This is a genomic window from Streptomyces sp. NPDC048270, assembly GCF_040652335.1.
Taxonomy (GTDB): domain Bacteria; phylum Actinomycetota; class Actinomycetes; order Streptomycetales; family Streptomycetaceae; genus Streptomyces.
The window spans coordinates 115,142-138,590 of the sequence record NZ_JBEZLV010000008.1 but is presented as its reverse complement, the minus strand read 5'-3'; the positions used below and the strand labels follow the sequence as shown (position 1 = coordinate 138,590).

The 23,449-nt window shown below is 75.4% G+C and carries 21 protein-coding genes; 13 read left to right on the top strand and 8 right to left on the bottom strand.

Annotation, left to right across the window (positions count from 1 at the left end; all coding sequences use genetic code 11):
* Positions 1 to 51: 51 nt before the first annotated feature.
* Together AB0D66_RS10355 and AB0D66_RS10350 are read right to left on the bottom strand one after the other, a co-directional pair.
* Entirely contained in the window at positions 52 to 867 is an 816-nt protein-coding gene (locus tag AB0D66_RS10355; protein WP_362299646.1) for a TetR family transcriptional regulator, read from the bottom strand.
* A 178-nt stretch (positions 868 to 1,045) separates the two neighbouring features.
* Positions 1,046 to 2,842, bottom strand: a complete 1,797-nt coding sequence (locus AB0D66_RS10350; protein ID WP_362299644.1) for a 3-hydroxybutyryl-CoA dehydrogenase — start codon at positions 2,840 to 2,842, stop codon at positions 1,046 to 1,048.
* A 405-nt stretch (positions 2,843 to 3,247) separates the two neighbouring features.
* Between AB0D66_RS10350 and AB0D66_RS10345 the strand changes: the two genes are divergently transcribed.
* Together AB0D66_RS10345 and AB0D66_RS10340 are read left to right on the top strand one after the other, a co-directional pair.
* Positions 3,248 to 3,808 carry an adenylosuccinate lyase gene (locus AB0D66_RS10345; RefSeq protein WP_362299641.1) on the top strand — a complete coding sequence of 187 codons (561 nt, stop codon included), beginning with the start codon at positions 3,248 to 3,250 and terminating at the stop codon, positions 3,806 to 3,808.
* A gap of 116 nt (positions 3,809 to 3,924) precedes the next feature.
* Positions 3,925 to 4,341 carry a RidA family protein gene (locus AB0D66_RS10340; protein WP_362299639.1) on the top strand — a complete coding sequence of 139 codons (417 nt, stop codon included), beginning with the start codon at positions 3,925 to 3,927 and terminating at the stop codon, positions 4,339 to 4,341.
* A 3-nt stretch (positions 4,342 to 4,344) separates the two neighbouring features.
* Here the strand turns inward: AB0D66_RS10340 and AB0D66_RS10335 are convergent, their stop codons facing one another.
* On the bottom strand, positions 4,345 to 5,937 hold the full coding sequence (locus tag AB0D66_RS10335) for an alpha/beta hydrolase (protein ID WP_362299635.1): 1,593 nt from the start codon (positions 5,935 to 5,937) through the stop codon (positions 4,345 to 4,347).
* A gap of 122 nt (positions 5,938 to 6,059) precedes the next feature.
* Positions 6,060 to 7,082 carry an Rv2578c family radical SAM protein gene (locus tag AB0D66_RS10330; RefSeq protein WP_362299632.1) on the bottom strand — a complete coding sequence of 341 codons (1,023 nt, stop codon included), beginning with the start codon at positions 7,080 to 7,082 and terminating at the stop codon, positions 6,060 to 6,062.
* A gap of 167 nt (positions 7,083 to 7,249) precedes the next feature.
* On the opposite strand from AB0D66_RS10330, the gene AB0D66_RS10325 reads away from it, so the two are divergent.
* The 4 genes from AB0D66_RS10325 to AB0D66_RS10310 all read left to right on the top strand — a co-directional run bounded on the left by AB0D66_RS10325 (position 7,250) and on the right by AB0D66_RS10310 (position 12,066).
* On the top strand, positions 7,250 to 7,693 hold the full coding sequence (locus AB0D66_RS10325; RefSeq protein WP_362299629.1) for an SRPBCC family protein: 444 nt from the start codon (positions 7,250 to 7,252) through the stop codon (positions 7,691 to 7,693).
* 144 nt (positions 7,694 to 7,837) lie between these two features.
* Positions 7,838 to 8,674, top strand: coding sequence for a M55 family metallopeptidase (locus tag AB0D66_RS10320; RefSeq protein ID WP_362299626.1), 837 nt, complete (start codon positions 7,838 to 7,840; stop codon positions 8,672 to 8,674).
* A gap of 1 nt (position 8,675) precedes the next feature.
* A complete protein-coding gene (locus tag AB0D66_RS10315; protein ID WP_362299623.1) occupies positions 8,676 to 10,049 on the top strand; it encodes a M20/M25/M40 family metallo-hydrolase in 1,374 nt (457 codons plus the stop codon).
* A gap of 13 nt (positions 10,050 to 10,062) precedes the next feature.
* Positions 10,063 to 12,066, top strand: coding sequence for a prolyl oligopeptidase family serine peptidase (locus AB0D66_RS10310; protein WP_362299620.1), 2,004 nt, complete (start codon positions 10,063 to 10,065; stop codon positions 12,064 to 12,066).
* Positions 12,067 to 12,085: 19 nt separating this feature from the next.
* Here AB0D66_RS10310 and AB0D66_RS10305 read toward each other — a convergent pair whose 3' ends face one another.
* Positions 12,086 to 12,808, bottom strand: coding sequence for a hypothetical protein (locus tag AB0D66_RS10305; protein ID WP_362299617.1), 723 nt, complete (start codon positions 12,806 to 12,808; stop codon positions 12,086 to 12,088).
* 35 nt (positions 12,809 to 12,843) lie between these two features.
* Between AB0D66_RS10305 and AB0D66_RS10300 the strand changes: the two genes are divergently transcribed.
* From AB0D66_RS10300 to AB0D66_RS10290, 3 genes are all read left to right on the top strand, one after another.
* On the top strand, positions 12,844 to 13,401 hold the full coding sequence (locus AB0D66_RS10300) for a GNAT family protein (RefSeq protein ID WP_362299615.1): 558 nt from the start codon (positions 12,844 to 12,846) through the stop codon (positions 13,399 to 13,401).
* 25 nt (positions 13,402 to 13,426) lie between these two features.
* Positions 13,427 to 14,326: an arginase family protein gene (locus AB0D66_RS10295; protein ID WP_362299612.1), complete on the top strand. Its 900-nt coding sequence runs from the start codon at positions 13,427 to 13,429 to the stop codon at positions 14,324 to 14,326.
* A gap of 89 nt (positions 14,327 to 14,415) precedes the next feature.
* Positions 14,416 to 16,383, top strand: a complete 1,968-nt coding sequence (locus AB0D66_RS10290; protein WP_362299609.1) for a DUF5107 domain-containing protein — start codon at positions 14,416 to 14,418, stop codon at positions 16,381 to 16,383.
* Between the two features lie 17 nt (positions 16,384 to 16,400).
* Here the strand turns inward: AB0D66_RS10290 and AB0D66_RS10285 are convergent, their stop codons facing one another.
* A complete protein-coding gene (locus AB0D66_RS10285; RefSeq protein ID WP_362299606.1) occupies positions 16,401 to 18,164 on the bottom strand; it encodes an NlpC/P60 family protein in 1,764 nt (587 codons plus the stop codon).
* Between the two features lie 156 nt (positions 18,165 to 18,320).
* Here AB0D66_RS10285 and AB0D66_RS10280 point away from each other — a divergent pair, with 156 nt between their 5' ends.
* From AB0D66_RS10280 to AB0D66_RS10270, 3 genes are all read left to right on the top strand, one after another.
* Positions 18,321 to 18,893, top strand: coding sequence for a TIGR03086 family metal-binding protein (locus tag AB0D66_RS10280; protein ID WP_362299603.1), 573 nt, complete (start codon positions 18,321 to 18,323; stop codon positions 18,891 to 18,893).
* Positions 18,894 to 19,006: 113 nt separating this feature from the next.
* The gene (locus AB0D66_RS10275) at positions 19,007 to 20,224 is read left to right on the top strand and encodes an aminotransferase class I/II-fold pyridoxal phosphate-dependent enzyme (RefSeq protein WP_362299600.1); all 1,218 of its coding nucleotides are present in this window, start codon (positions 19,007 to 19,009) and stop codon (positions 20,222 to 20,224) included.
* 29 nt (positions 20,225 to 20,253) lie between these two features.
* Positions 20,254 to 21,402, top strand: coding sequence for an MBL fold metallo-hydrolase (locus tag AB0D66_RS10270; protein WP_362299597.1), 1,149 nt, complete (start codon positions 20,254 to 20,256; stop codon positions 21,400 to 21,402).
* On the opposite strand, the gene AB0D66_RS10265 is transcribed toward AB0D66_RS10270, so the two are convergent.
* Positions 21,399 to 22,031, bottom strand: a complete 633-nt coding sequence (locus AB0D66_RS10265; RefSeq protein WP_362299595.1) for a VTT domain-containing protein — start codon at positions 22,029 to 22,031, stop codon at positions 21,399 to 21,401. The genes AB0D66_RS10270 and AB0D66_RS10265 overlap by 4 nt on opposite strands.
* On the bottom strand, positions 22,028 to 22,804 hold the full coding sequence (locus AB0D66_RS10260) for an MBL fold metallo-hydrolase (RefSeq protein WP_362299592.1): 777 nt from the start codon (positions 22,802 to 22,804) through the stop codon (positions 22,028 to 22,030). Before AB0D66_RS10260 ends, AB0D66_RS10265 begins: the two co-directional genes overlap by 4 nt.
* A 137-nt stretch (positions 22,805 to 22,941) precedes the next feature.
* On the opposite strand from AB0D66_RS10260, the gene AB0D66_RS10255 reads away from it, so the two are divergent.
* Complete coding sequence (locus tag AB0D66_RS10255) at positions 22,942 to 23,346, top strand: hypothetical protein (RefSeq protein ID WP_362299590.1); 405 nt, start codon at positions 22,942 to 22,944, stop codon at positions 23,344 to 23,346.
* The last annotated feature ends 103 nt before the right edge of the window (positions 23,347 to 23,449 follow it).

Here is a 23,449-nt window from a genome sequence, read left to right as displayed (position 1 = left end):
CGGAACGGGGGCGGCCCTGTGTGACGAGGATCGCGCGTGCTGCTGGTGGGGCTACGTGGTGCGCAGCGCCTCTTCGATGGTTCGCATGACCTCGTCCAGCGGGGCGTCGGTCCGGGCCACCGCGACCAGTACCTCGCCCTGGGTGCGGACGGCGGCCGGCGCGGCCGGCGCCGTGCTGGTCAGGGTGCGGCCGGCGCCGATCCCCGAGCCGAAGGTCTTGCGCACGATCGAGAAGGCGTGGTCCAGCTGCGCCTCCACGTCCCCCTGGCCGCCCGCCCGCAGCCAGCGCCGCAGCACGTGGTTGTGGGCGGTCACCACCGCGGAGGCGGCCACCTCGGCCAGCAGCGGGTCGTCGTTGCCGTCGTGGTGGTCCTGCTCGTCGAAGTGGGCGAGCAGGTAGCGGGTGAACAGCCGCTCGTAGCGGGCCACGGAGGCGATCTCCCGCTCCCGCAGCGCCGGCACCTCGCGGGTCAGCCGGTAGCGCTCCACCGACACCGCGGGCGAGGCGGCGTACATCTTCATGACTTCCTTGATCCCGCGGCAGACCGTGTCGAGCGGGTGCTCGTGGGCCGGGGCCACGTCGAGGACGGCCTCGGCGCGGGTCAGGGTGTCGTCGTGGTCCGGGAAGATCGCCTCTTCCTTGGACCGGAAGTGCCGGAAGAAGGTCCGGCGCGCCACCCCGGCGGTCGCCGCGATCTCGTCGACCGTCGTCGCCTCGTACCCCTTGGTCGCGAAGAGCTCCATGGCGGCCGCGGCGAGCTCGCGGCGCATCTTGAGCCGCTGGGCGGCCGCCTTGGTGCCGGCGGTGCTCTCCGGCGTGTCGGAGGCCGCGGCGGCGCGGGACGAGGTCTTGGCGGGCTGGGACATAGAGCGAACGTACTTCATCCGCGCGCCGGGGCGCGCCCGAGGGGGGTGGGAGGGGGGTGGATGCGGGGGAGGGCCGGCACTGGGCACACAGTGCTCGTCGGGAGGGTTCGCCCACCGTGAGGGTCCGGCGGGCCCGAGGAGCCCTCCCCACGCATCCGGCTCGTGGCCCGGCCGGGGGTTACCGGCGGGCGTACTCACGGAATCCGCGGCCGGTCTTCCGGCCCAGGCAGCCCGCCGCCACCAGGTGCTCCAGCAACGGGGACGGGGCCAGGCCCGGGTCGCGGAACTCCTTGTGGAGGACCTTCTCGATGGCGAGCGAGACGTCGAGGCCGACCACGTCGAGGAGCTCGAAGGGCCCCATCGGGTACCCGCCGCCCAGCTTCATCGCCGCGTCGATCTGGTCGAGGGTCGCGTAGTGCTGCTCGACCATCTTGATCGCGTTGTTGAGGTACGGGAACAGCAGGGCGTTCACGATGAAGCCGGCCCGGTCCCCGCAGTCCACCGGGTGCTTGCGCACCTTGACGCAGATCTCGCGGACCGTGGCGTGCACGTCGTCGGCCGTCAGGACCGTGCGGACCACCTCGACCAGCTTCATCGCCGGGGCCGGGTTGAAGAAGTGCATGCCGATCACGTCCTGCGGGCGCGAGGTCACGCGGGCCACCGCGATCACCGGCAGCGAGGAGGTGGTCGTCGCCAGCACGGCGCCCGGCTTGCAGACCTTGTCCAGGGCCGCGAACAGCTCCTGCTTGACGGCGAGGTCCTCGGCCACGGCCTCCACGGCCAGGTCCACCTCGGCGAAGGCGTCCAGCGAACCGGCCGGGGTGATCCGGCCCAGGGTCTGCGCGGCGGCCTCCTCGGTCAGCCGGCCCTTGGACACCGCACGGCCCAAGGACTTGCCGATCGCGGCCTTCGCGGCCGCCGCCTTCTCCTGGCTGCGGGCGGCCAGCACCACGTCGAACCCGGACTGCGCGAAGACCTGCGCGATCCCGCTCGCCATGGTGCCCGAGCCGGCCACGCCGACCGAGGCGACGGGACGGCCCGCGCCGAGCCGGTACTCCTGCGGCGGGGTTTGCTGGTCGCGGACCACCGCGGAGCTGCCCGGACCCTCGTACGTGTAGAAGCCGCGCCCGGCCTTCTGCCCGGTCAGCCCGGCCTCCGCGAGCTGGCCCAGGATCGGGGCGGGGGCGTGCAGCCGGTCGCCGGAGGAGGCGTACATGGCCTCCAGGACGGTGCGCGCGGTGTCCACGCCGATCAGGTCGAGCAGCGCCAGCGGACCCATGGGCAGGCCGCAGCCGAGCCGCATCGCCGCGTCGATGTCCTCGCGGGAGGCGTACTTCGCCTCGTACATGGCGGCGGCCTGGTTGAGGTAGCCGAAGAGCAGGCCGTCGGCGACGAACCCGGGGCGGTCGCCGACCGGTACCGGCTCCTTGCCCAGCTCGCGGGCCAGGCCGGTGACCGCCTCGACGGCCGGCGGGGCCGTCAGCACGCTGGAGACGACCTCGACCAGCTTCATCGCCGGGGCCGGGTTGAAGAAGTGCAGGCCCAGCACCCGCTCGGGGCGCTGCGACTCGGCGGCGAGCCGGGTCACCGACAGGGCGTTGGTGCCGGTGGCGAGGATCGTGTCGGGCCGCACGATCGCGTCGAGCTCGCGGAACACCTGCTGCTTGAGCTCGTACGACTCCGGCACGACCTCGATGACGAGATCGGCCTCGGCGGCGGCGCCCAGTTCGGTGAAGGTGCGGAAGCGGGCGAGCACGTCCGCCCGCTCCTGCTCGGTGAGGCGCTCCCGGGTGACGGAGCGCGCGGTGGCCGCCGAGAGCGCGGCCGCGGCCCGCCGGGCGGCGGTCTCGCTGACGTCGATGCCGATGACCTCCCGGCCGGCCCGGGCGAGGACCTCGGCGATGCCGGTGCCCATCGTGCCGAGTCCGACGACGGCGATGGTCTGGAGGGTGGGGTGACTGGACTGACGGTCCATCGAGGGACTCCAGTGGAAGAGGGTGACGACTGAGAGGGCGCGCGCCGCACAGCGCGCGCGGATGCCGTGTCCCCGTGCGCGACGGGCCGCGGGGAGGAGGGCGTGAAATGCCGTGTGGTGGAGCCCGACGGCGGGAACCCGGCAGGAGCGGGGGCCCGGAGGGCGGAAGCGGCGGCGCCCTGTCCCGGGGCCACGCCGTGATGTCGTGCTGAACCGACCGGCACGGGGCGGCTGCGTCACCAGGCCGCCCTCGTACGTGTTGAAGCGACAGTAACTCGCCGGTAACTGCTGCGCCAGAGCGCGGAGATGTGACCTGTACCGCCCAAATGTACCGATCATCGATCATCGATCATCAATCGGCGAGAACGGGCCTCGGGGGCGGCCGCGGCCGCCTAGGGTGGCCGCGTGAACGACGTGCTGGAACGCCTGCGGGCGGAAGCCACCGGTTCTCCGGACCGCCCGCGCTACGAGGCGCTGCTCACCGCCGGCCCCGACGAGCTGGCGGCCGCCCTGACCTCGGCCGGGCTGCCCCTGTGGGCCCGCGAAATGGCCGCGTACCGGCTGGGGCTGGCGGGGGACCCCCGCTCCTTCGAGTCCCTGGTGCTGCTGCTCAACCACCGCGACCCGCCGCGCTGCGCGGCCGCCGCCGAGGCACTGGCGGTGCTCGGCGACCCGCGCACCGCCCGCGCCGCGGCCGCCCTCGCCACCAACGGCCTGCGCACGGCCTACGCCCTGCAGCCCGTCCGGCTGCTCACCGCCCTGCGCGCCCCCGAGTCGGCCCCGGCCCTGATGACGACCCTGTCCCGGCTGCTGTCACCGCACGACCCCTACTGGCGGGTGGCGCTGGCCTGTGTGGAGGGCCTCGGCGCCCTCGGCGACCCGCGATCGCGCGAGCTGCTGACCCGGGCCCAGGCCCACCCCCGCCTCGCGGTGGCGGCCACGGCGGCGCTGCGGGCGCTCGGCTGACCGGAGCCGACCGGAGCCGACCTGACCGGAGCCGACCCGACCCGAGCCGACCCGACCCGAGCCGACCCGACCCGAGCCGACCGGAGCCCGGAGCCCGGAGCTGACAGGATCGGCCCATGACTGATCACGAGACCGGCCACCTCGCCCGCATACCCGCGCCCGAGGGGGTCGCCCCCGCCGCCGGCTACGCCCACGTCGTCATCGGCACCGGGCGGTTCGTCGCCGTCTCCGGGCAGTGCGCCCTCGACGAGCAGGGCGCGGTCGTCGGCGAGGGCGACCCCGCCGCCCAGGCCCGCCAGGTCTTCGAGAACCTGCGGCGCTGCCTGGCGGCGGCCGGGGCGACCTTCGACGACGTCGTGAAGCTGACGTACTTCGTGACGGACGTGGCGCACCTGCCGGCGGTGCGGGAGGCGCGCGACGCCGTCATCCCCGCCGACCGGCTGCCCGCGTCCTCGGCCGTCCAGGTCGCCGCCCTGTTCCGGCCGGAACTGCTCCTGGAGGTGGAGGCCTTCGCGGTGCTGCCGGCCGGCTGAGCGTCAGCCCCGGAAGCCGAGCAGCCCGTGCAGGGCCGCGCCGCCCGCCGAGGGCGGGACCGCGCGGGTCGCCGTGGTCGGCTTCGGGGCCGCCTGGGCGGGGCACGTGGCGTCCGCCGCCCGGCCCGTCTTCAGATAGGCCGCGACCTTCTCGTCCAGGCACTTGTTGCCGCTGAGCGAGATGCCGTGGTTCCCGCCGCCCTCCTCGACCACCAGGGCCGAGCCCTTCAGCTTGTCCCGCATGCTGAGCGCCCCCTGGAACGGGGTCGCCGCGTCCTCCGTCGCCTGGAGCAGGAGGGCGGGCGGCAGGTCCGCGTTGGTCACGTCCGGGGCCTGCAGCGGCTCCGTCGGCCAGAACGCGCACGGGGCGTTGTACCAGGCGTTGTTCCAGGTCATGAACGGCGCCGCGGCGTGCGTGCGCCACATGTCGGCGCGCCACTGGTTCCAGTCCTTCGGCCAGGCCGAGTCCCGGCACTGCACGGCGGTGTAGACGCTGTAGCCGTTGCCCGCGGAGGGCTCCACCGCGCCGAACCGCTCGTACGCCGCCACCAGCGGTTTCGGGTCCCTCTTCACGGAGTACGCCGAGAAGGCCTCGGCGAGGCTGGGCCAGTAGCCGTTGAAGTAGCCGCCCGGCATGTAGGTGTCCTCCAGCTCGGAGGGGCCCACCTTGCCGCCCGCGGCCGTCCGGCGCAGCTCCTCGCGCATCGCGTACCAGCGCTCCTCGACCCCGGCCGCGCCGGTGCCGAGCCCGTAGGCGGCGTCGTGCTCCGCCACCCAGGCGAGGAAGGCCTTGTGGCGGGCGTCGAAGGCCCGGTCCTGCGCGAGGTTGTCCTCGTACCAGACCCCGCCCGGGTCGACCACGGAGTCCAGGACGAGCCGGTCCACCCGCCGCGGGTGGAGCTTGGCGTACACCGCGCCCAGGTAGGTCCCGTAGGAGTAGCCGAAGTAGCTGATCCGCTCCGCGCCGAGGGCGGTGCGCAGCACCTCGATGTCGCGGGCGGCGGAGACGGTGTCGATGTGCGGGAGCACGTCCGCGTGCCGGGTCCGGCAGGACTCGGCGAAGGACCGCACCCGCTCCAGGTTGGCCCGCTCGGTCGCCGCGTCGCGCGGTACGGAGTCGGGCCGCACCGGGCTGAAGTGGCCCGCCCCGCAGTCCAGGGCCGGCTCGCTCCTGCCGACGCCCCGCGGGTCGAAACCGATCACGTCGTACCGGCCGGCCACGTCCTTGGGCAGGGCGGAGGCGACGAAGCCGGCCAGCGCGCGCCCGCTGCCGCCCGGGCCGCCGGGGTTGACCAGCAGCGGGCCGGCCGAGGTCGCGGCGGTGTGCGGGACCCGGGTGAGGGCGAGGGAGATCTGGCGGCCGGCGGGCCGGGCGTGGTCGAGGGGGACCTTGAGGGAGGCGCACTGGAGCGTCGGGTAGCGGGGGGTCGCGCAGCCGCTCCAGCGCAGCGCAGCCTGCTTCGCGGCCTGCTTCGGCGCCGCGGCGGCCGGGGCCGCCGAAGTGGCCGAGACCGGGCTCGCCAGGACGGAGGCGACGGCGGCCGCGGTGGAGATCGACAGCAGGACAGCGGCGCGCTTCTTCAAGGGGTGCAGCATGGGGCCTCCCAGCCGAGGGTTCTGGGCGGAATCGTCCCGGAAACCGCGCCCGGAAAGCGGGATTGGGATGCCTATTGGCCCGATGTGATGACCTTTCGTGGGTGCGGGGCCGCGCCGGGGCCTCAGAGGAGGGTGAGCTGGGCGGGCCCGGCGGGCACCGGCCGCTCGGGCAGGGCGGTCCGGCGGGCCGGCCCGCGCCCGTTCGGGCCGATGCCGAATTCCGCCGCCAGCTCGTGGACTTGGCGGGTGATCTGCCGCTGGTACCAGGTGGGCGCGTACGAGCCGCCCGCGTACATCCGCTCGTAGCGCTCCACCAGGTGCGGGTGGTGCTCGCCCAGCCATGCCGTGAACCACTCGCGCGCCCCGGGCCGCAGATGGAGTACCAGGGGTGTCACCGAGGTGGCCCCGGAGGCGGCGATGGCGCGGACGGTGTCCCGCAGCTGCTCCGGCGCGTCGCCGAGGAAGGGGATGACCGGGGCCATCAGGACCCCGCACTCGATCCCGGCGTCGGTCAGCGTCCGTACGGCGTTCAACCGGGCGGCGGGGGAGGGCGTGCCGGGCTCGACGGTCCGCCACAGGGCGGCGTCCGTGAAGCCGACGGAGACGGAGATGCCGACCTCGGTGACCTCGGCCGCCTCCCGCAGCAGCGGCAGGTCGCGCAGGATCAGCGTGCCCTTGGTGAGGATCGAGAAGGGGTTCGCGCGGTCCCGCAGCGCCTCGATGATCCCGGGCATCAGCCGGTAGCGGCCCTCGGCGCGCTGGTAGCAGTCGACGTTGGTGCCCATGGCGATGTGCGCGCCGGTCCAGCGGCGCGCGCCGAGCTCGCGGCGTACCAGCTCGGGGGCGTTGGTCTTGACGACGATCTGTGAGTCGAAGCCGAGGCCGGTGTCGAGGTCCAGATAGCCGTGGGTCTTGCGGGCGAAGCAGTAGACGCAGGCGTGGCTGCACCCGCGGTAGGGGTTGACCGTCCATTCGAACGGCATGCGCGAGGCCCCCGGCACCCGGTTGACGATCGAGCGGGCCCGGACCTCGTGGAAGGTGATCCCGCGGAACTCGGGGGTGTCGATGGTGCGCGTCACGACCGCGTCGGCCCCGAAGAGCGCGGCGGGGCCGCCAGAGCCCCCGGTCAGATTCTCCCAGCGCATGGCGCCTCCTCGGTGTCGCACCGAGAATAGAACAAACGTTCCCATGATCGTGCGGGAGGCGGCCTCGAGCGGGCGGCGAGGCCCTTCCCAGCGGCGGATTTGGGCGACCGCCCCCGAGGTGGTTGGCTTCGGCGTGACGAGCGATCACAACTGCTGGAGGAACAGCTATGGCGCAGGTCGAGGCCACCACGGAGCGGATCATCGCGGCCGACGCGGAGACCGTGTTCGACGCGCTGGCGGACTACACCGGGACCCGCGGGAAGCTGCTGCCCGAACACTTCAGTGAGTACGAGGTGCGCGAGGGCGGCGACGGCGAGGGGACCCTGGTGCACTGGAAGCTCCAGGCCACCAGCAAGCGCGTGCGCGACTGCCTGCTGGAGGTCAGCGAGCCCAACGACGGTCAGCTGGTCGAGAAGGACCGCAACTCCTCCATGGTGACCACCTGGGTGGTCACCCCCGCCGGCGAGGGCAGGTCCAAGGCCGTGGTCACCACCGTGTGGGACGGCGCCGGCGGCATCGGCGGCTTCTTCGAGCGCACCTTCGCCCCCAAGGGCCTCGGCCGCATCTACGACACCGTGCTGGCCAACCTGGCCGCCGAAGTCGAGGCCTGACCCCGGGCGCGCCGCGCCGCGGGGCGGCTCACCGGATCGGGTGGACTTCCCGGCCCCGGTGAGCCGCCGCGACCCGGGCGTGGCCGCCCGGGCCGGACGGGGTCCGAGAGCTAGGCTGGGTCTCCGCAACCGACCGGGGGCCCGATGAAGATCCTCATCTCCGCCGACATGGAGGGCGCCACCGGCGTCACCTGGCCCGAGGACGTGCTGCCCGGAGCCTCCCAGTGGGAGCGCTGCCGGGGCCTGTTCACCTCGGACGTGAACGCGGCCGTGCTCGGCTTCTACGACGGCGGCGCCGACCAGGTCCTCATCAACGAGGCCCACTGGACCATGCGCAACCTGCTCCTGGAGAAGCTGGACGCCCGCGCCGAGATGCTCACCGGCCGGCACAAGTCGCTCTCCATGGTCGAGGGCGTCCAGCACGGGGACGTCGACGGGGTCGCCTTCGTCGGCTACCACACGGGAGCCGGCGCCGAAGGCGTCCTCGCCCACACCTACCTCGCCAACTCCATCACCGGTGTCTGGCTCAACGGCACCCGGGCCAGCGAGGGGCTGCTCAACGCGCACGTCGTCGCCGAGTACGGGGTGCCCGTCATCCTGGTCACCGGCGATGACCTGACCTGCGCCGACGCCGCCGGATACGCCCCGGACGCGGTGACCGTCGCCGTGAAGGACCACGTCTCGCGCTACGCCGCCGTGTGCCGGACCCCGGCCCGCACCGCCGCCGACATCCGAGCGGCGGCCAAGGAGGCCACCGCACTCGCGGTCCGCCGCGAACCCGTGCCCGGCGGCGGCCCCCACACCGTGGAAGTGGAGTTCGACGCCGAGCACCTGGCCCTGGCGGCCACGGTGGTGCCGGGCGTCGAACGCAGCGGCGAGCGCAGGATCGCGTACAGCAGCGAGACCATGTACGAGGGGATCCGCACGTTCAAGGCGGTCACGACGGTCGTCTCCGCGGCCGTGGAGGAGCAGTATGGCTGACATGCCCGTAGTCACCGCCGAGGTCCCGGCCCAGGCGCAGGACCGCGCCCCGGCCGACGCCGTGGACCAGACCGCCCTCGACGAGGCGGTCGAGTTCACCTGCGGCCTCATCAGGATCGACACCGCCAACCGCGGCGGCGGGGACTGCCGCGAGCGCCCCGCCGCCGAGTACGCCGCCGAGCGGCTCGCCGCCGCCGGGCTGGAGCCGGCCCTGCTGGAGCGCACCCCGGGCCGCACCAACGTGGTGGCCCGGATCGCCGGCTCGGACCCGTCCGCCGAGGCGCTCCTCGTCCACGGCCACCTCGACGTGGTACCGGCCGAGCCCGCCGAGTGGAGCGTCGACCCCTTCTCGGGGGAGGTCCGCGACGGGGTGGTCTGGGGCCGCGGCGCCGTCGACATGAAGAACACGGACGCGATGGTGCTGGCCGTCGTACGGGCCTGGGCGCGGGCCGGCGTGCAGCCGCGCCGGGACATCGTGATCGCCTTCACCGCCGACGAGGAGGACAGCGCGGTCGACGGTGCCGGGTTCCTCGCCGACCGGCACCCGCACCTCTTCGAGGGCTGCACCGAGGGCATCGGCGAATCCGGGGCCTTCACCGTGCACCCCGGCAACGGCCGGGCCCTCTACCCGATCGCCGCCGGCGAGCGCGGCACCGCGTGGCTGAAGCTGACCGCGCACGGCACCGCCGGACATGGCTCCAAGCCCAACAAGGCCAACGCCGTGACCCGGCTCGCCGCCGCCGTCGCCCGGATCGGCGCGTACGAGTGGCCCGTCCGCCTCACCGACACCGTCGTCGCGTGCATCACCGAACTCGCCGCCCTCCAGGGCCTGTCGGTGGACCCGCGGGCCCCCGGCTTCGACCTCGACGGGGTCCTCGGCAGCCTCGGACCGGCCGCCGCCCTGGTCGACGCGACCGTGCGCAACAGTGCCAACCCGACCATGTTCAGCGCCGGTTACAAGCTCAACGTGATCCCCGGCCAGGCCACCGCCTACGTCGACGGCCGGATGCTGCCGGGCGGCGAGGCCGAGTTCATCGCCACCCTGGACGCGCTCACCGGCCCCGACGTGCGGTGGGAGTTCCACCACCGCGAGGTCGCGCTCCAAGCCCCAGTGGACGGGCGGACCTACGGGATCCTGCGCGAGTCCGTCGAGCGGTTCGACCCGGAAGGGCACGTGGTGCCGTTCTGCATGGCGGGCGGCACCGACGCCAAGCAGTTCTCCCGCCTGGGCATCACCGGTTACGGGTTCTCCCCCCTGAAGCTGCCGCCCGGCTTCGACTACTGGTCCCTGTTCCACGGCGTGGACGAGCGGGTCCCCGTCGACGCACTGCACTTCGGCGTCCGCGTCCTCGACCACGCGCTGCGGACGCTGTGAGGGAGACCCGGTGATGACGGCGGCGACCCGGCCCTACGGCAGCTGGCCCTCACCCATCGCCGCCGAACTGGCCGCCTCCCACGACGGGCGCCCCGAGTACGTGGGCACGGTCGGCGCCGAGGTGTGGTGGACCGAGCCCCGTCCGCGGGAGGGCGGCCGCCGCGCCCTGGTGCGCCGCCCCGCCGTCGCCGGCCCGGCGGGCGAGGGCGTCACCGCCCTGCCCGCACCCTGGGACGTGCGCAGCCGGGTCACCGAGTACGGCGGCCTGCCCTGGGCCGGAGCCGAACGGGCCGAAGGCGGCCCGCTGCTGGTCTTCGTCCACTTCGCCGACCAGCGGCTGTACGCGTACGAGCCGGACGCCCCCGGCGACGCCGCGCGGCCGCGGCCCCTCACCCCCGTCTCCGCCGTCGGCGGCGGACTGCGCTGGGCCGACCCGGTGCTGCGCGGCTCTGAGGTCTGGTGCGTGCTGGAGGAGTTCACCGGACCCGCGCCGACGGACGTGCGCCGGGTGGCGGCCGCCGTACCGCTGGACGGGTCGGCGGCCGGGGACCGGGCCGCCGTACGCGAACTGACCGACGACCGGTACCGGTTCACCACCGGCCCCCGGCTCTCCCCGGACGGGCGGCACGCGGCCTGGCTGGTGTGGGACCACCCGCGGATGCCCTGGGACGGCACCGAACTGCGCGTGGCCGAGGTCACCGGGGACGGCCGGCTCGAGCGGGCCCGCACCGTACTGGGCGGCCCTGCCGAGGCCGTCGCCCAGGCCGACTGGACGGCCGGCGGAGCCCTCCTCGCGGTGAGCGACCGCAGCGGCTGGTGGAACCCGTACCGGGTGGACCCGGAGACGGGCGACGCGGTCAACCTGTGCCCCAGGGAAGAGGAGTTCGGCGGCCCGCTCTGGAAGCCCGGGCTGCGCTGGCTCGCCCCGCTGCCCGAAGGGCTGGTCGCCGTCCTGCACGGCCAGGGCTCCTCCGTGCTCGGCATCCTCGACCCGGAGAGCGGGGACCTCGTGGACGCCGCCGGCCCGTGGACGGCCTGGCAGCCGACCCTCGCCGTGAGCGGCACCCGCGTGTACGGGGTCGCCGCCAGCCCGCGCAGCGCGTACGAGGTGGTCGAGCTGGACACCGCCACCGGGCACGCCCGGGTGGTCGGCGCGCAGGGGGTGGACCCGGTGGACCCCGCCCACTACCCGGAGCCGCAGAGCCGGACCTTCCTCGGCCCCGACAACCGGGAGATCCACGCGCACGTCTACCCGCCGCACCACCCGGCCTGCCGGGCCGCCGCCGACGAACTGCCCCCGTACGTGGTGTGGGCGCACGGGGGCCCCACCGACCACGTACCGCCCGTACTCGACCTGCACATCGCCTACTTCACCTCCCGCGGCATCGGCGTGGTCGAGGTGAACTACGGGGGCTCCACCGGCTACGGCCGCGCCTACCGGGAGCGGCTGCGCGAACAGTGGGGCGTCGTGGACGTCGAGGACTGCGCGGCGGTGGCCCGGGCGCTGGCCGCCGAGGGGACCGCCGACCCGGCCCGGCTCGCCATCCGCGGCGCCAGCGCGGGCGGCTGGACCGCCGCGGCCTCGCTGGCCGCCACCGACCTGTACGCCTGCGCGGCGGTCATCTACCCGGTCCTGGACCTGCTGCGCTTCGCCGAGGAGACCCACGACCTGGAGTCCCGCTACGTGGAGGGCCTGGCCGGACCGCCGCAGACCCTCGCCGTCCGCTGCCGCGAGCGCTCGCCGGTGGCCCGCGCCGACCGGATCACCGCGCCGTTCGTCCTGCTCCAGGGGCTGGAGGACCCGGTCTGCCCGCCCGCCCAGGCCGAGCGCCTGCTCGCCGCCCTGCGGGGGCGCCCGGTGCCGCACGCCTACCTGGCCTTCGCGGGCGAGGGGCACGGCTTCCGGCGCGCGGACACCATGGTCCGGGCCCTGGAGGCCGAACTGTCCCTGTACGCCCAGGTGTTCGGGATCGAACGCACCGACGTTCCGCGGCTGGAGCTGAGGCTGGAACTCTAGGGGCGCGTGCCGGCACGGCTCAGGCCGTGTGCAGCCAGACGCGGAGCGGGCCGATCGGGGTGAACCCGGCGCGTACGGCGGCCCCGAGGTCGTCCCCCGACTCGTAGCCGACCACCGGCAGACCCGGCCAGCGGGCGGCGATCGCGGTGAGCGCGCCCGCCCAGGCGGCGTCGGTGTCGGCCTCGTCGTGCGCGAACAGGTTGGACAGGCCGACGACCGCGCCACTGCCCCGGTGCGCGACGCCCCCGGCCACGATCCGGCCCCCGGCGCGGCCCGCGAGGAAGACGAGGTCGCGGTCCGGCAGGGCCGGATGGAACAGGCCCGTGCCCTCCCCGCCGTCCCAGGCGGCCTCCCACCGCTCCAGTTCGCCGGGGCCGGTGACCGCGGACCACTCCAGGCGGGAGCCGGCGGCCGGGGCGGGCGCCGCGGCCGGGCGGTGGATCCATTGGGCCTCGAACAGCACCTCGAAGCCCTCGCCGGCCAGGTCCAGGTCGGCGAAGCTGTCCTTGACCGAGCAGCCGGGGCCCTCGGTGTCGATCCCGGCCAGCAGCGCCGGCGCCGAGGCGCCCGGGGCGAGGGTCACGGCGTCCGGGTAGAGCGGCGGGGTCCGGCGCGCGGTGGTCCACGCGTCCGGGGCGAACGCCCCGGCCGGCCCGTGGCCGCGCGCGACCGCGTCGCACCACTCGGCGTTGTCGCGTGCCGCCGCGCGCAGGAGTTCGTCCACGTCAGGGGTGATGATCACGCCGATGATCCTGCCACACCTCCTAACCTGGGCGGATGACCTTTTCCACGTACCTGCGGCAGGGTGCCCGCGTGGGCCTGCGGCCCTTCCGGCTCGCCGACGGGCCCGAGTTCACCACGCGCGCGCACGAGAGCCGGGAGCTCCACCGCCCCTGGCTGTTCCCGCCCGCGACCATCGAGGAGTACGAGCCCTACGCGACCCGGCTGGCCGAGGGCGACGGCCGCGCCGGGTTCCTCGTCTGCGAACTCGGGACCGGCGCCCTGGCGGGCTTCGTCAACGTCAACAACATCGTGCGGGGCGCCTTCCAGTGCGGAGCCCTCGGCTACGGGGCCTTCGCGCACGCCGCCGGGCGGGGACTGTTCCACGAGGCGCTGCGCCTGGTCCTCGCGCACGCCTTCGCCCCGGCCGGCGCGGGCGGACTCGGCCTGCACCGCCTGGAGGCCAACATCCAGCCGGGCAACACCGCCTCGATCGCACTCGTCCGCGGCGCCGGCTTCCGACGGGAGGGGCTCTCCCCGGACTTCCTCCACGTCGACGGAGCCTGGCGCGACCACGAGCGCTGGGCCGTCACCGCCGAAATGCCGCTCCCCTGACGGCTCCGTCGGCCAGGATGGGGCCATGCGATCCCTCGTGCTCCTCGACGCCCCGTCCAATCTGGGCCTGCGCCCGCCCGCGCCCGGCACCGTGCCGGGCGTCTACAAGCTGGCCGGAGCACTGCGGGAACAGGGCCTGCTGGCCCGGCTCGGCGCCCGCGAGGGCGGGGTGGTGGTCCCGCCGCGCTACGACCGCGGGGACTGGCAGGAGGGCGACGGCGTGTTCCACGCCGAAGCCCTCGCCGCGTACACGCTCACCCTCGCCGACCGGATCGAACGGCACCTGCGGGCCGGGGAGTTCCCCGTCGTCCTCGGCGGCGACTGCTCGATCCAGCTGGGCGCCTCGCTGGCCATGCGCAGGCTCGGCCGGTACGGGCTGGCCGCCATCGACGGCTCCGCCGACTTCCGCCACCCCGGCAACGAGGACGTGAACGGGCCGGTCGGCGCCGCCGGCGGGGAGGAGCTCGCCCTCGCGACGGGCCGCGGGCAAGCCGCCCTCGCCGACCTGGAGGGCCGCTCCCCGTACCTGCGGGACGAGGACGTACGGCTCTTCGGGATCCGCGACGGCGACGACGACCTCGCGGAGCTGCGCGCGGCCGGGATCCGCGTGGCCACCGTCGGGGAGATCCGCGAGCGCGGCGCCGGACCGGCGGCCCGGGCGGCGCTGAACGGGCTGCACCCGCCCGAGGCCGCCGGGTTCTGGGTGCACCTGGACGCCGACGTCCTGGACCCGAGCGTGATGCCGGCCGTGGACAGCCCGGACCCCGGCGGCCTGCTTCCCGACGAACTCGCCGAACTCCTGGGCGTGTTGGTGAGCTCGCCACGCTGCGTCGGGATCAACGTCACGATCTACGACCCGGACCTGGACCCGGACGGCCGGGCGGGCGCCCTGCTCGCCGACCTCGTCGCGGGCGCCTTCCGCTAGCCGCGGCCCCGGGGCCTTTGCCCAATCCTGACCGGCGGTGATCCGCGGAACCCCTGTGCAGAGTCCCCCGCTGCGTGTTCCATTTCCTCATGGCCACCACCGTCAGACGCGCCGTACTGACCCTGCCCGCAGCCCCGTTGGGGCCCGAGAACCCGCTGCCCGCCCTGCGCGCACCCGACGGGGTCCACGAGCTGGACGAGCGGTCGCGCGACGGCCTGCCGCGCGACATGGCGCGGCAGATCGGGTACGAGCCGCTGCGCTCGCTGCTGCCGGTCCGGATCCGGGACGGCTACGGACGCGAGCGCTCGGAGCGGGAGTTCGCGTCGGTCGTCATCGAGAACGAGCACCTGCGGGTCACCGTGCTCCCGGAGCTCGGCGGGCGCGTCCACTCCCTGGTGCACCTGCCCACCGGCCGCGAACTGCTCTACCGCAACCCGGTGTTCCAGCCCGCCAACTTCGCCCTCAACGGCGCCTGGTTCTCCGGCGGCATCGAGTGGAACACCGGCGCCACCGGCCACACCACCCTCTCCTGCGCCCCGCTGCACGCCGCGCTCGTCCCCGCCCCGGACGGCGGGGTGATGGTCCGGCTGTGGGAGTGGGAGCGGCTGCGCGACCTGCCCTTCCAGGTGGACCTGTGGCTGCCCGGGGACTCGGAGTTCCTCTACGTCGGCGTCCGCGTGCGCAATCCGCACGAGCGGCCCGCGCCCGTCTACTGGTGGTCCAACATCGCGGTCCCGGAGGACGCGGGCACCCGCGTGCTGGCCCCCGCCGACGAGGCCTGGCACTTCGGCTACGAGCGCTCGCTGCGCCGGATCCCCGTACCGCAGTGGGAGGGAGCCGACCGCACCTACCCGCTGCGCAGCGCGTACCCGGCCGACTTCTTCTACGAGGTCCCGGACGGGGCCCGCCCCTGGATCGCCTCCCTCGGCGCCGACGGGCACGGGCTGGTGCAGACCTCCACCGCGCGGCTGCGCGGGCGCAAGCTGTTCGTCTGGGGCGCCGGCGGCGGCGGCCGGCGCTGGCAGGAGTGGCTGACCGAGCCGGGCACCGGCGGATACGCGGAGATCCAGGCCGGGCTGGCCCGCACCCAGCTGGAGCACGTACGGCTCGAAGCCGGGGCGGAGTTCAGCTGGCTGGAGGCGTACGGTCCGCTGGCCGCCCCGGCCCGGGCCGTGCACGGCTCCGACTGGGCGGCGGCCCGCGGCGCGGCGCAGGACGCGCTGGACGCCGTACTGCCCCGCGAGCGGGTGGACGCGGCCTACGAGGCCTGGCGCGCCGTCGCCGACACCGAACCGGGGGAGCGGCTGGCCGCGGGCTCCGGCTGGGGGGCGCTGGAGGTGCTGTGCGGCGGCTTCAAGCTGCCCGGCACCCCCTTCGCGGAGTCCACGCTCGGCGAGGACCAGGAGCCGTGGCTCCGGCTGTGGCGCACGGGCGTCTTCCCGCCCCCGGGCCGGGCGGCGCCGCCGGGGCCGAGCCTGGTCGCCGCCCACTGGCGGGACATGCTGGAGACGGCCCCGGCGCAGCCGCTGACCGAGTACCACCTGGGCGTGGCCCAGTGGCACGCCGGAGACGTGGCGCAGGCGGTGCGCAGCTGGGAGCGCGGCCTGGCCCTGGCGCCCTCGCGGTGGCCGCTGCTGCGCTGCCTGGCGCTGGCGGACGCGCTGGCCGGGGACCTGGCGAGGGCGGCCGACGGGTACGCGGCCGCCTTCGACGACCTGGCCGCCGAGAGCCGTGGCGGCGAGCCGTGGACGGCCGCGGAGTCCGCGCTCGGGCAGGAGGCGATGGCGGCCCTGCTGGCCGTCGGCCGCCTGCCCGAGGCGCGCCGGGTCTGGGACCGGCTGCGGCCCGCCCTGCGCGAGCGGGGCCGCTTCCGGCTCCTCGCCGCCCGCCTGCTGGCGGCGGAGGGCCATGTGGCGGCCGCCCGGCGGGTGTTCGAGGACGGCTTCGAGGTCGCGGACCTGCGGGAGGGGGAGGAAACCCTCGGCGAAATCTGGTCGGTGCTCACCGGCCGCCCCCTCCCGGACCGTTACGACTTCCGCATGCGCCCGTCGGGCTGACGGGCGCCGCCCCGCCGTCAGACGCGGTGCACGGTGTGCAGCTTCTGCGCGTACGTGCCGGTGCCGTCGAGGAGCGAGGCGCCGCCCAGGTCGGACATGGTCGGTCCGTTGCCGGTCTTGCGGCTGGAGAGGAAGCGGCGCTTGCCGGCGGTGTCCGTGCCGAGGTAGATGCCCACGTGGTCGACGGTGGCGGTGACCGTGTCGTCACCGGAGTCGGCGTTGAACAGGAGCAGGTCGCCGGGCTGGAGCTGCTGCGCGGCGGGCGGGGCCGTACCGTTCGTCTGGTCGATCCGCGCACCGGGGGCGTAGTCCACCATGTGGCGGGACTTGCGGGGGATGCGGGTCTTGGAGGCGTCCTCGCCGGCGGCCAGGGGGACGCCCATGTGGTAGCCGTAGACCATCCGCGTGTAGCCCGAGCAGTCCAGGTTGCCGACCTGCTTGCTCGAGGGCCCGGTGTGGGTGCCGTCGGGGAAGGTCCAGCCGAGGTTCATGTACTCGTGGAAGTCGGCGCCCTCGTAGCGCAAGCCCTGCGGGTCCAGGTAGCCGTATCCGGCCTCGCCCAGGACCCGCTTGCCCGCGGCCGGGCCCGCTCCGGCGGTCACGGCCGGGGCCCCGGCGAGGTACATGGCCGCGTACGCGAGGACGTCCGGGCCGGTGGAGGCGGCCCAGCCGCGCACGGTCTGCTCCAGCTCCGGGGTCCAGGTCCCGTCGAAGGGCTCGGGCAGGACCCGTACCCAGCCGGTGTGGGTGACGGCCGGAGGCTGCTGCCAGGTCGCGGCGTCCACCTGGAAGCGGCTGACCACCAGCTTGACCGGGAGGTTCGCGCAGCCCTGGTTGGCCAGCGCGCGCAGGCCCACGCGCCCCTTGGCGAAGGTCGCGTCGGTGGTGTCCACGGCCCACGCGGCGGGCTCGGCGGAGTCGGTGCGCCAGGCCTTGACCTGGATGCGGGCGCCTTCGCGGCGCACGCGGATCGTCCAGTTCGTGCCCGCCGCGACGCCGGTGGCCAGGGTGGCGGCCGCGGCCAGCTGCGTGACGGTGTCGGCGACCTCCTTCTCCACGCGCAGTTCGACCGCTCCGGAGGTCAGGAAGGACAGCCGGGCCCGGTAGTTGTTGTGCGTGTCCTGGTAGCCGAAGGACAGGGCGTACGAACAGGCCTGGCCGGTGGGCACCTTGTCGAACCTGGCCACCGCACGGACGTCGACGTCGGTGATCTCGTCGTCCCGCAGGGTGGCGTGGCGGCTGGCGTAGTCGGTGGTGAGCGCGATGACGGCGCTGCCCGGAACCACCGAGTAGTCGGTGTCGGCCGGCCCGAGCGTGGACCAGCTGCCGCCGCCGGGGGAGGTGCCCCAGTACTTCCGGTCCGCGGCCGGCAGTGCCGGGTCGGGCAGGGTGCGCTGGAAGTCGTCGGCGAAGGGCTGCTTGTTCTCCGTGAAGGTCCGCTCGGGGCCCGTCACGACGACGGTGCGCGCCCCCTTGGTCAGCACGGCCACCCGGGTGCCCCCGGAGGTGATCTCCGTCCGCTCCGGCGTGCCCGGCAGCACCTTCGCGGCCAGCGGGCCGAGGGACACCTGGGCGAAGTAGGAGGGATCCAGCGGCGGCATGGTGACCGAGGACCGCGGAGAGGTGAGGGACGGCGGCAGGGACGCGCCGGCGAGCGCGGTCGGCGCGGCGGTCGGCGCGGCGGCTCTGGGCGAGGCCGCGGCGGTCATGGAGCCGAGTGGGACGGCCGCGGCCGCGGAAGCGAGGACGGCCAGGACGTTGCGACGGGAAGCGAGTGACATGCCGAAATGATCCGATGGGCCCCTGGCCCGGCCGACGGCGCCCCCGCCGGCCCGCCGCCCCCGCACCCGGGCCGTCCGCGCGGTCCGGCTGGCAGGGCCTCGCCGGGGCGAGGAGAGTGGGGCCCGGGGACCGGTCGCACAAGGACGGTGGGAGCCATGCCGGAATCGCTGCTGGAGCGGCACGCGCAGGCCCTGAGGCTCTTCGGCGAGCGCCTGCGCGCCGTCGCGGACGACCAGTGGGACGCGCCGACGCCGTGCACGGACTGGAGCGTGCGGGACCTCGTCAACCACGTGGCCGGGGAGCAGCTGTGGGTCCCGCCGCTGGTCTCCGAGGGCCGCACGGTCGGGGAGATGGGCGACGCGTTCTCCGGCGACGTGCTGGGCGAGGACCCGGCGGCCGCCTGGGAGCGCGCCTCGGCCGCCGCGCACGCCGCCTTCGCCGCCCCCGGGGCGCTCGACCGGACCGTCAGGCTCTCCTACGGGCCCGCGCTGGGCTCGGCGTACTGCTCGGAGCTGACCGCCGACTGCGTCGTGCACACCTGGGACCTGTCGAGGGCCGTCGGCGCGGACGACCGGCTGCCGGACGGCCTCGTCGAGTTCTCCATCAAGGAGGTCATGCCGTACGCCGACGGGCTCGCGGCGAGCGGGATGTACGCCGCTCCGCTCGAGGTGCCGGCCGGGGCGAACGCGCAGACGAGGCTGCTGGGACTGCTGGGGAGGCGGGGCTGAGCCCCGGTCGGCCCCGAGGGTGAAACCGGGCGTAACGCCTCAATTAATCGTATAAAGGCAGGGTTGGAGGAGCGGAGCGGGACGAGCGCGGGAGGCGGGCGACGGTGGAGGGGATGCAGCGCACCACGGCGGAGGGCCGCGGCCCGGTCCGGTACGGCCCGCCCGCGCCCGAGCCCGGCCTGCCCGTGCTGCCCGGACTCCTCGGCGTGCTGGCCGCGGCCGCGGGGCGCTCGGCCCCCGAACCCCCCGGCGGCGGGGAGTCCGTGCGGGAGGCCGCCTGCCGCCACTGGGGGCGCCGCGGGCTGATCACCGCCCCGCAGGACGTGGCCGCCGGCCCCGGAGCCCCCGCGCTGCTGCTCGCGCTGCTCGGGGCGTACGGGGGCGACGTGATGCTGCCCCGGCCCTGTCCCGCCTGGTGGACCCCGCAGGTCCGGCTGCTGGGACGGCGGGCCTACCACGTGCCGACGCCCGCCGAATGCGGCGGCATCCCGGACCCGTACGCCCTGCTGGAGACCGTACGCAGGGTCCGCGCCGAGGGCGGCGACCCGCGGGTGCTGCTCCTGTCGGTCGCCGACGACCCGACCGCGACCGTGCCGCCCCCCGAGATACTGCGCGAGGCCTGCGAGGCCGCCGAGTCCGCCGGACTCTTCGTGGTCAGCGACGAGAGCTGGCGCGACACCGTCCACCGTCCGCACGACACCCTGGTCCTGAGCCCCGCCGAGATGCTCCCCGACCGGGCGGCCGTCCTCCTCGACCTCTCCGGGGCGCTGCTGCCCGCCGGCTGGCCCGCCGCCGTGGTCCGCTTCCCCGACACCCCGCGCGGTACCTGGCTGCGCGCCCGCACCCTCGACGTCCTGACCGCCACCGGCGCGCTGGTCGCGGGCCCGGTCGCCGGGGCCGCCGCGTACGCCCTCGACGAGCCCGACGCCGTCACCGGACGGGCCTACGCGGCCGCCGCGCTGCACGGGGCCGTCGCCGCCGCCGCACACCGCGAACTCCTCGCCGTGGGGGCGCTGGCCCGGCCCCCGGAGGCCGGCCGGCACCTCTACGCGGACCTGACCCCGCTGCGGGAGGGCCTGGCCCGGCACGGGGTCGGCGACGCCATGGAACTGGAGGACTGGCTCGGCGCGCGGCTGGGCGCGCCCACCCCGGGCGGGCAGCGGTTCGCGGACGAACCGGTGGCCCTGCGCGTACGGCTGTCGACCGGGCCGCTGCTGGGCGCCACCCCGGAGGAGCGGCTGGCCGCCCTCACCGCCCGCGACCCGCTGGAGCTGCCCCACGTACGGCGCTCCCTGGACCTCCTCGGCTCGGTCCTGGCCGGCCTGACCTGATGCCCGCCCCGGTGAACGGAGCCCGCCCGATGCCCCACCCCCCGCCCACCCCGCCCACCGAGACCACCGCTGCTGCCGCTGATTCCGCCTCCGTACCCGAGGCCGCTGCCGGGCCCGCCCCCGCCTCCGCGCCGCCGGTGTCCGACCCGGGGTCGGCCGGCGCCGCCGGGCGGAGCGGGGCTGTCGACCGGTCGGCGGGGGCGTCGGCCCCGCGGCCGATCGGGGAGCACCGGCGGTGGCCCCGTTCCTTCGCGGACCGGCTCACCACCCCGCTCCCCGGTGTCCGGGGCTTCGCACGGCTCGCGCGGGAGGGCGGCTTCCGGCCCGGGCCGGCCGGGCTGCGCGGGATCCCCGACCTGCCCTACGAGCCGGCCCCGCTGCCCCCGGCGGGCCCCGGCTCGGTGTGCGCCACCTGGGCCGGGCACGCCAGCTGGGTGCTGCGCACCGGCGGGCTGACCGTGCTGACCGACCCCGTCTGGTCCCGGCGGATCCTCGGCACCCCATCCCGGATGACGCCCGTCGGAGTGCGCTGGGAGGACCTGCCCCCGGTGGACGCGGTGGTCATCAGCCACAACCACTACGACCACCTCGACGCGCCCACCCTCAAGCGGCTGCCGCGGCACACCGCCGTCTTCGTCCCGGCCGGCCTGGCCCGCTGGTTCCGCCGCCGCGGCTTCACCCGGGTCACGGAGCTGGACTGGTGGGAGTCTGCCGAACTGGACGGCGTGCGCTTCGAGTTCGTACCGGCCCACCACTGGTCCAAGCGCTCGCTGCTCGACACCTGCCGGTCCTTGTGGGGCGGCTGGATCCTCACCGACACCCGCAGCCCCGCCCCGCGCACGCTCTACTTCGCCGGCGACACCGGCTACGGCCACTGGTTCGGGGAGATCGGCCGCCGCCACCCCGGCATCGACCTCGCTCTGCTGCCCATCGGCGCCTACGCCCCGCGCTGGTGGCTCGGCGACGTCCACGCCGACCCCGAGGAGGCCGTACGGGCCTTCCTCGACCTCGGCGCCCGGCGGATGGCCCCCATGCACTGGGCCGCCTTCGTCCTCTCCGCCGAACCGGTCATGGAGCCCCTGCACCGCGTCAGGGCAGCCTGGGCACGGGCGTCCCTGCCCCGCGAGGACCTCTGGGACCTCCCGATCGGCGCCTCCCGCACCCTCGGACCGGCCTAGCCCCGGCCCGGGCGGATCCGCCGCCACACCGCCGGGCCCGCGCTGATCAGCAAGGTCACGCCCACCGCCAGGGCGACGCCCTTCCACGGCTCCGAGAAGAGGGAGCCGCCCAGGATGCCGATCAGGCCGTACGTCGCCGCCCACGCGAGACAGGCCGGACCGTCACCGCGCGCGAAGCGGCGCAGGGGCAGCTCCGCCAGCAGGCAGGCCAGCATCACCGGGATCCGGCCCGCCGGAACCAGCCGGGAGACCACCAGGACCAGCACCCCGTGCTCGTCCAGCTTCGCCTGCGCCTGCTCCAGCCGCTCCGGCGTGGCCCGGCCGCGCAGCGCCTCGAGCCAGCGCGAGCCATTGCGCGAGCGCACCCCGCGCCGCCCGAGCCAGTACAGCGCGATGTCCCCGGTGAACGCGGCCAGCGCCGACACCGCGAACACCAGCAACACCGCGAAGGGCAGCGACTCCTGATGGAACGCCACCACCGCCGCCGTACTCACCAGCGCCCCCGTCGGGATCACCGGCACCAGCGCACCGAGCGCCACCAGCACGAACAGCGCCGGGTATCCCACCGCCTGCCGGGTGGTCTCCGGTGGAATCTGGCCGGCCGCCGCCGCGATCGCGTGCCAGGTCACGGAAGCCGCACCCGCTCGCCGTGCGCGGGGACCCGTACCGTCACCTTCGGCGCGAGGCGCGCCGCGCGGAACGCGAACTCCTCGCCCGGCGCGTGGAACTCGTGCGGGCGCACCGCGTCCATCCCGATCGGCCAGTACGTCCCGTAGTGCACCGGCACGGCCGCCGCCGGCGCCAGTTCGGCCAGCGCCGCCGCCGCCCGTCCCGCGTCCAGGTGCCCCGGACCCAGGTACGGACCCCAGCCGCCCACCGGCAGCAGGGCCACGTCCACCGGCCCGACCTCCTCGGCCATCGTCGCGAACAGGCCGGTGTCCCCGGCGAAGTAGGTCCGGGCCGCGCCCTCGACCACGTACCCGAGAGCGGGCGCGCGCTGCGGCCCGAACGGCAGCCGCCGGCCGTCGTGCAGGGCGCTGACCACCCGTACCCGTACGCCGCTTCCCACGGGCACCTCCTCGCCCGGCGCCACCTCCGTCACCGCCAGCCCGGCCGCCCCGGCCGTCCGGGCCAGCCCCGGCACGGCCCGGCGCGCACCGCGCGGCACCAGCAGCCGGGTGCCGGGTGCCAGCAGGGCCAGCGAGGGCAGGTGCAGGTGGTCGGCGTGCAGGTGCGAGACCAGCACCACGTCCGCCCGCGCGGCCTCGGGCGGGGGCACCGCCCCGCGCCGCCGCCGCAGATGGGCCAGCCGCCGGGCGAACAGCGGATCCGTCAGCAGCCGCACCCCGGAGTCCTCGACCGTGCACGTGGCATGGCCCCACCAGGTGATCTCCACCGGCACCGGCCTCCCTCCCTCACAGCGCCGCACGGGCTCCGCACGGCTCCCACGACCCTAGAGGCTGCCCCGCGGATCCGCCCGGAACCCGGAGGCCGCCGCCCCCTCCTCCCCGGCGGTGGATCGGAGTAGGGTCGGGCGGCATGGAAGAGCTGCGCGTGGCCGCGATCGCCAGCCTGGCCCCGCTCGAGGAACTCGACGCCGACCCCTTCGCCGTGGACACCCGCACCCAGCACGCCGTGTGCGCGCGCTGGGCCGCCGACCGCGGGTACGTCGTCACACGGGAACTGCTCGTCTACGGGCTGCGCGCCGACCACTGCGGGCTGTGGTCCGACGTCGACGCCGGGCGGGTCGACCTCTTCGTCGCCGCCAACCACCGGGTGCTGGCCCGCGCGCTGGGCTCCGTCGAGGAGTTCAGCGCCGAGTGCGAGCGGCGCGGGGTGCGCCTGGAGACCGCCGGACACCAGGAGCCCGCGTACAGCTCGGCGATGAAGGCCGAGGTGCACCGCCGGCTGTCCATGCCGACCGCGGGCTACGACGGCACCTAGGCCGCCTCCTTCGGATCCTGCCGGGCCTGCACATCAGTGCGCCGTCCGTGTCGCCCGGCCGGGTGAGCCGGGCTGTGCGAGCCTGGAAGGCGGGACGGGCTCG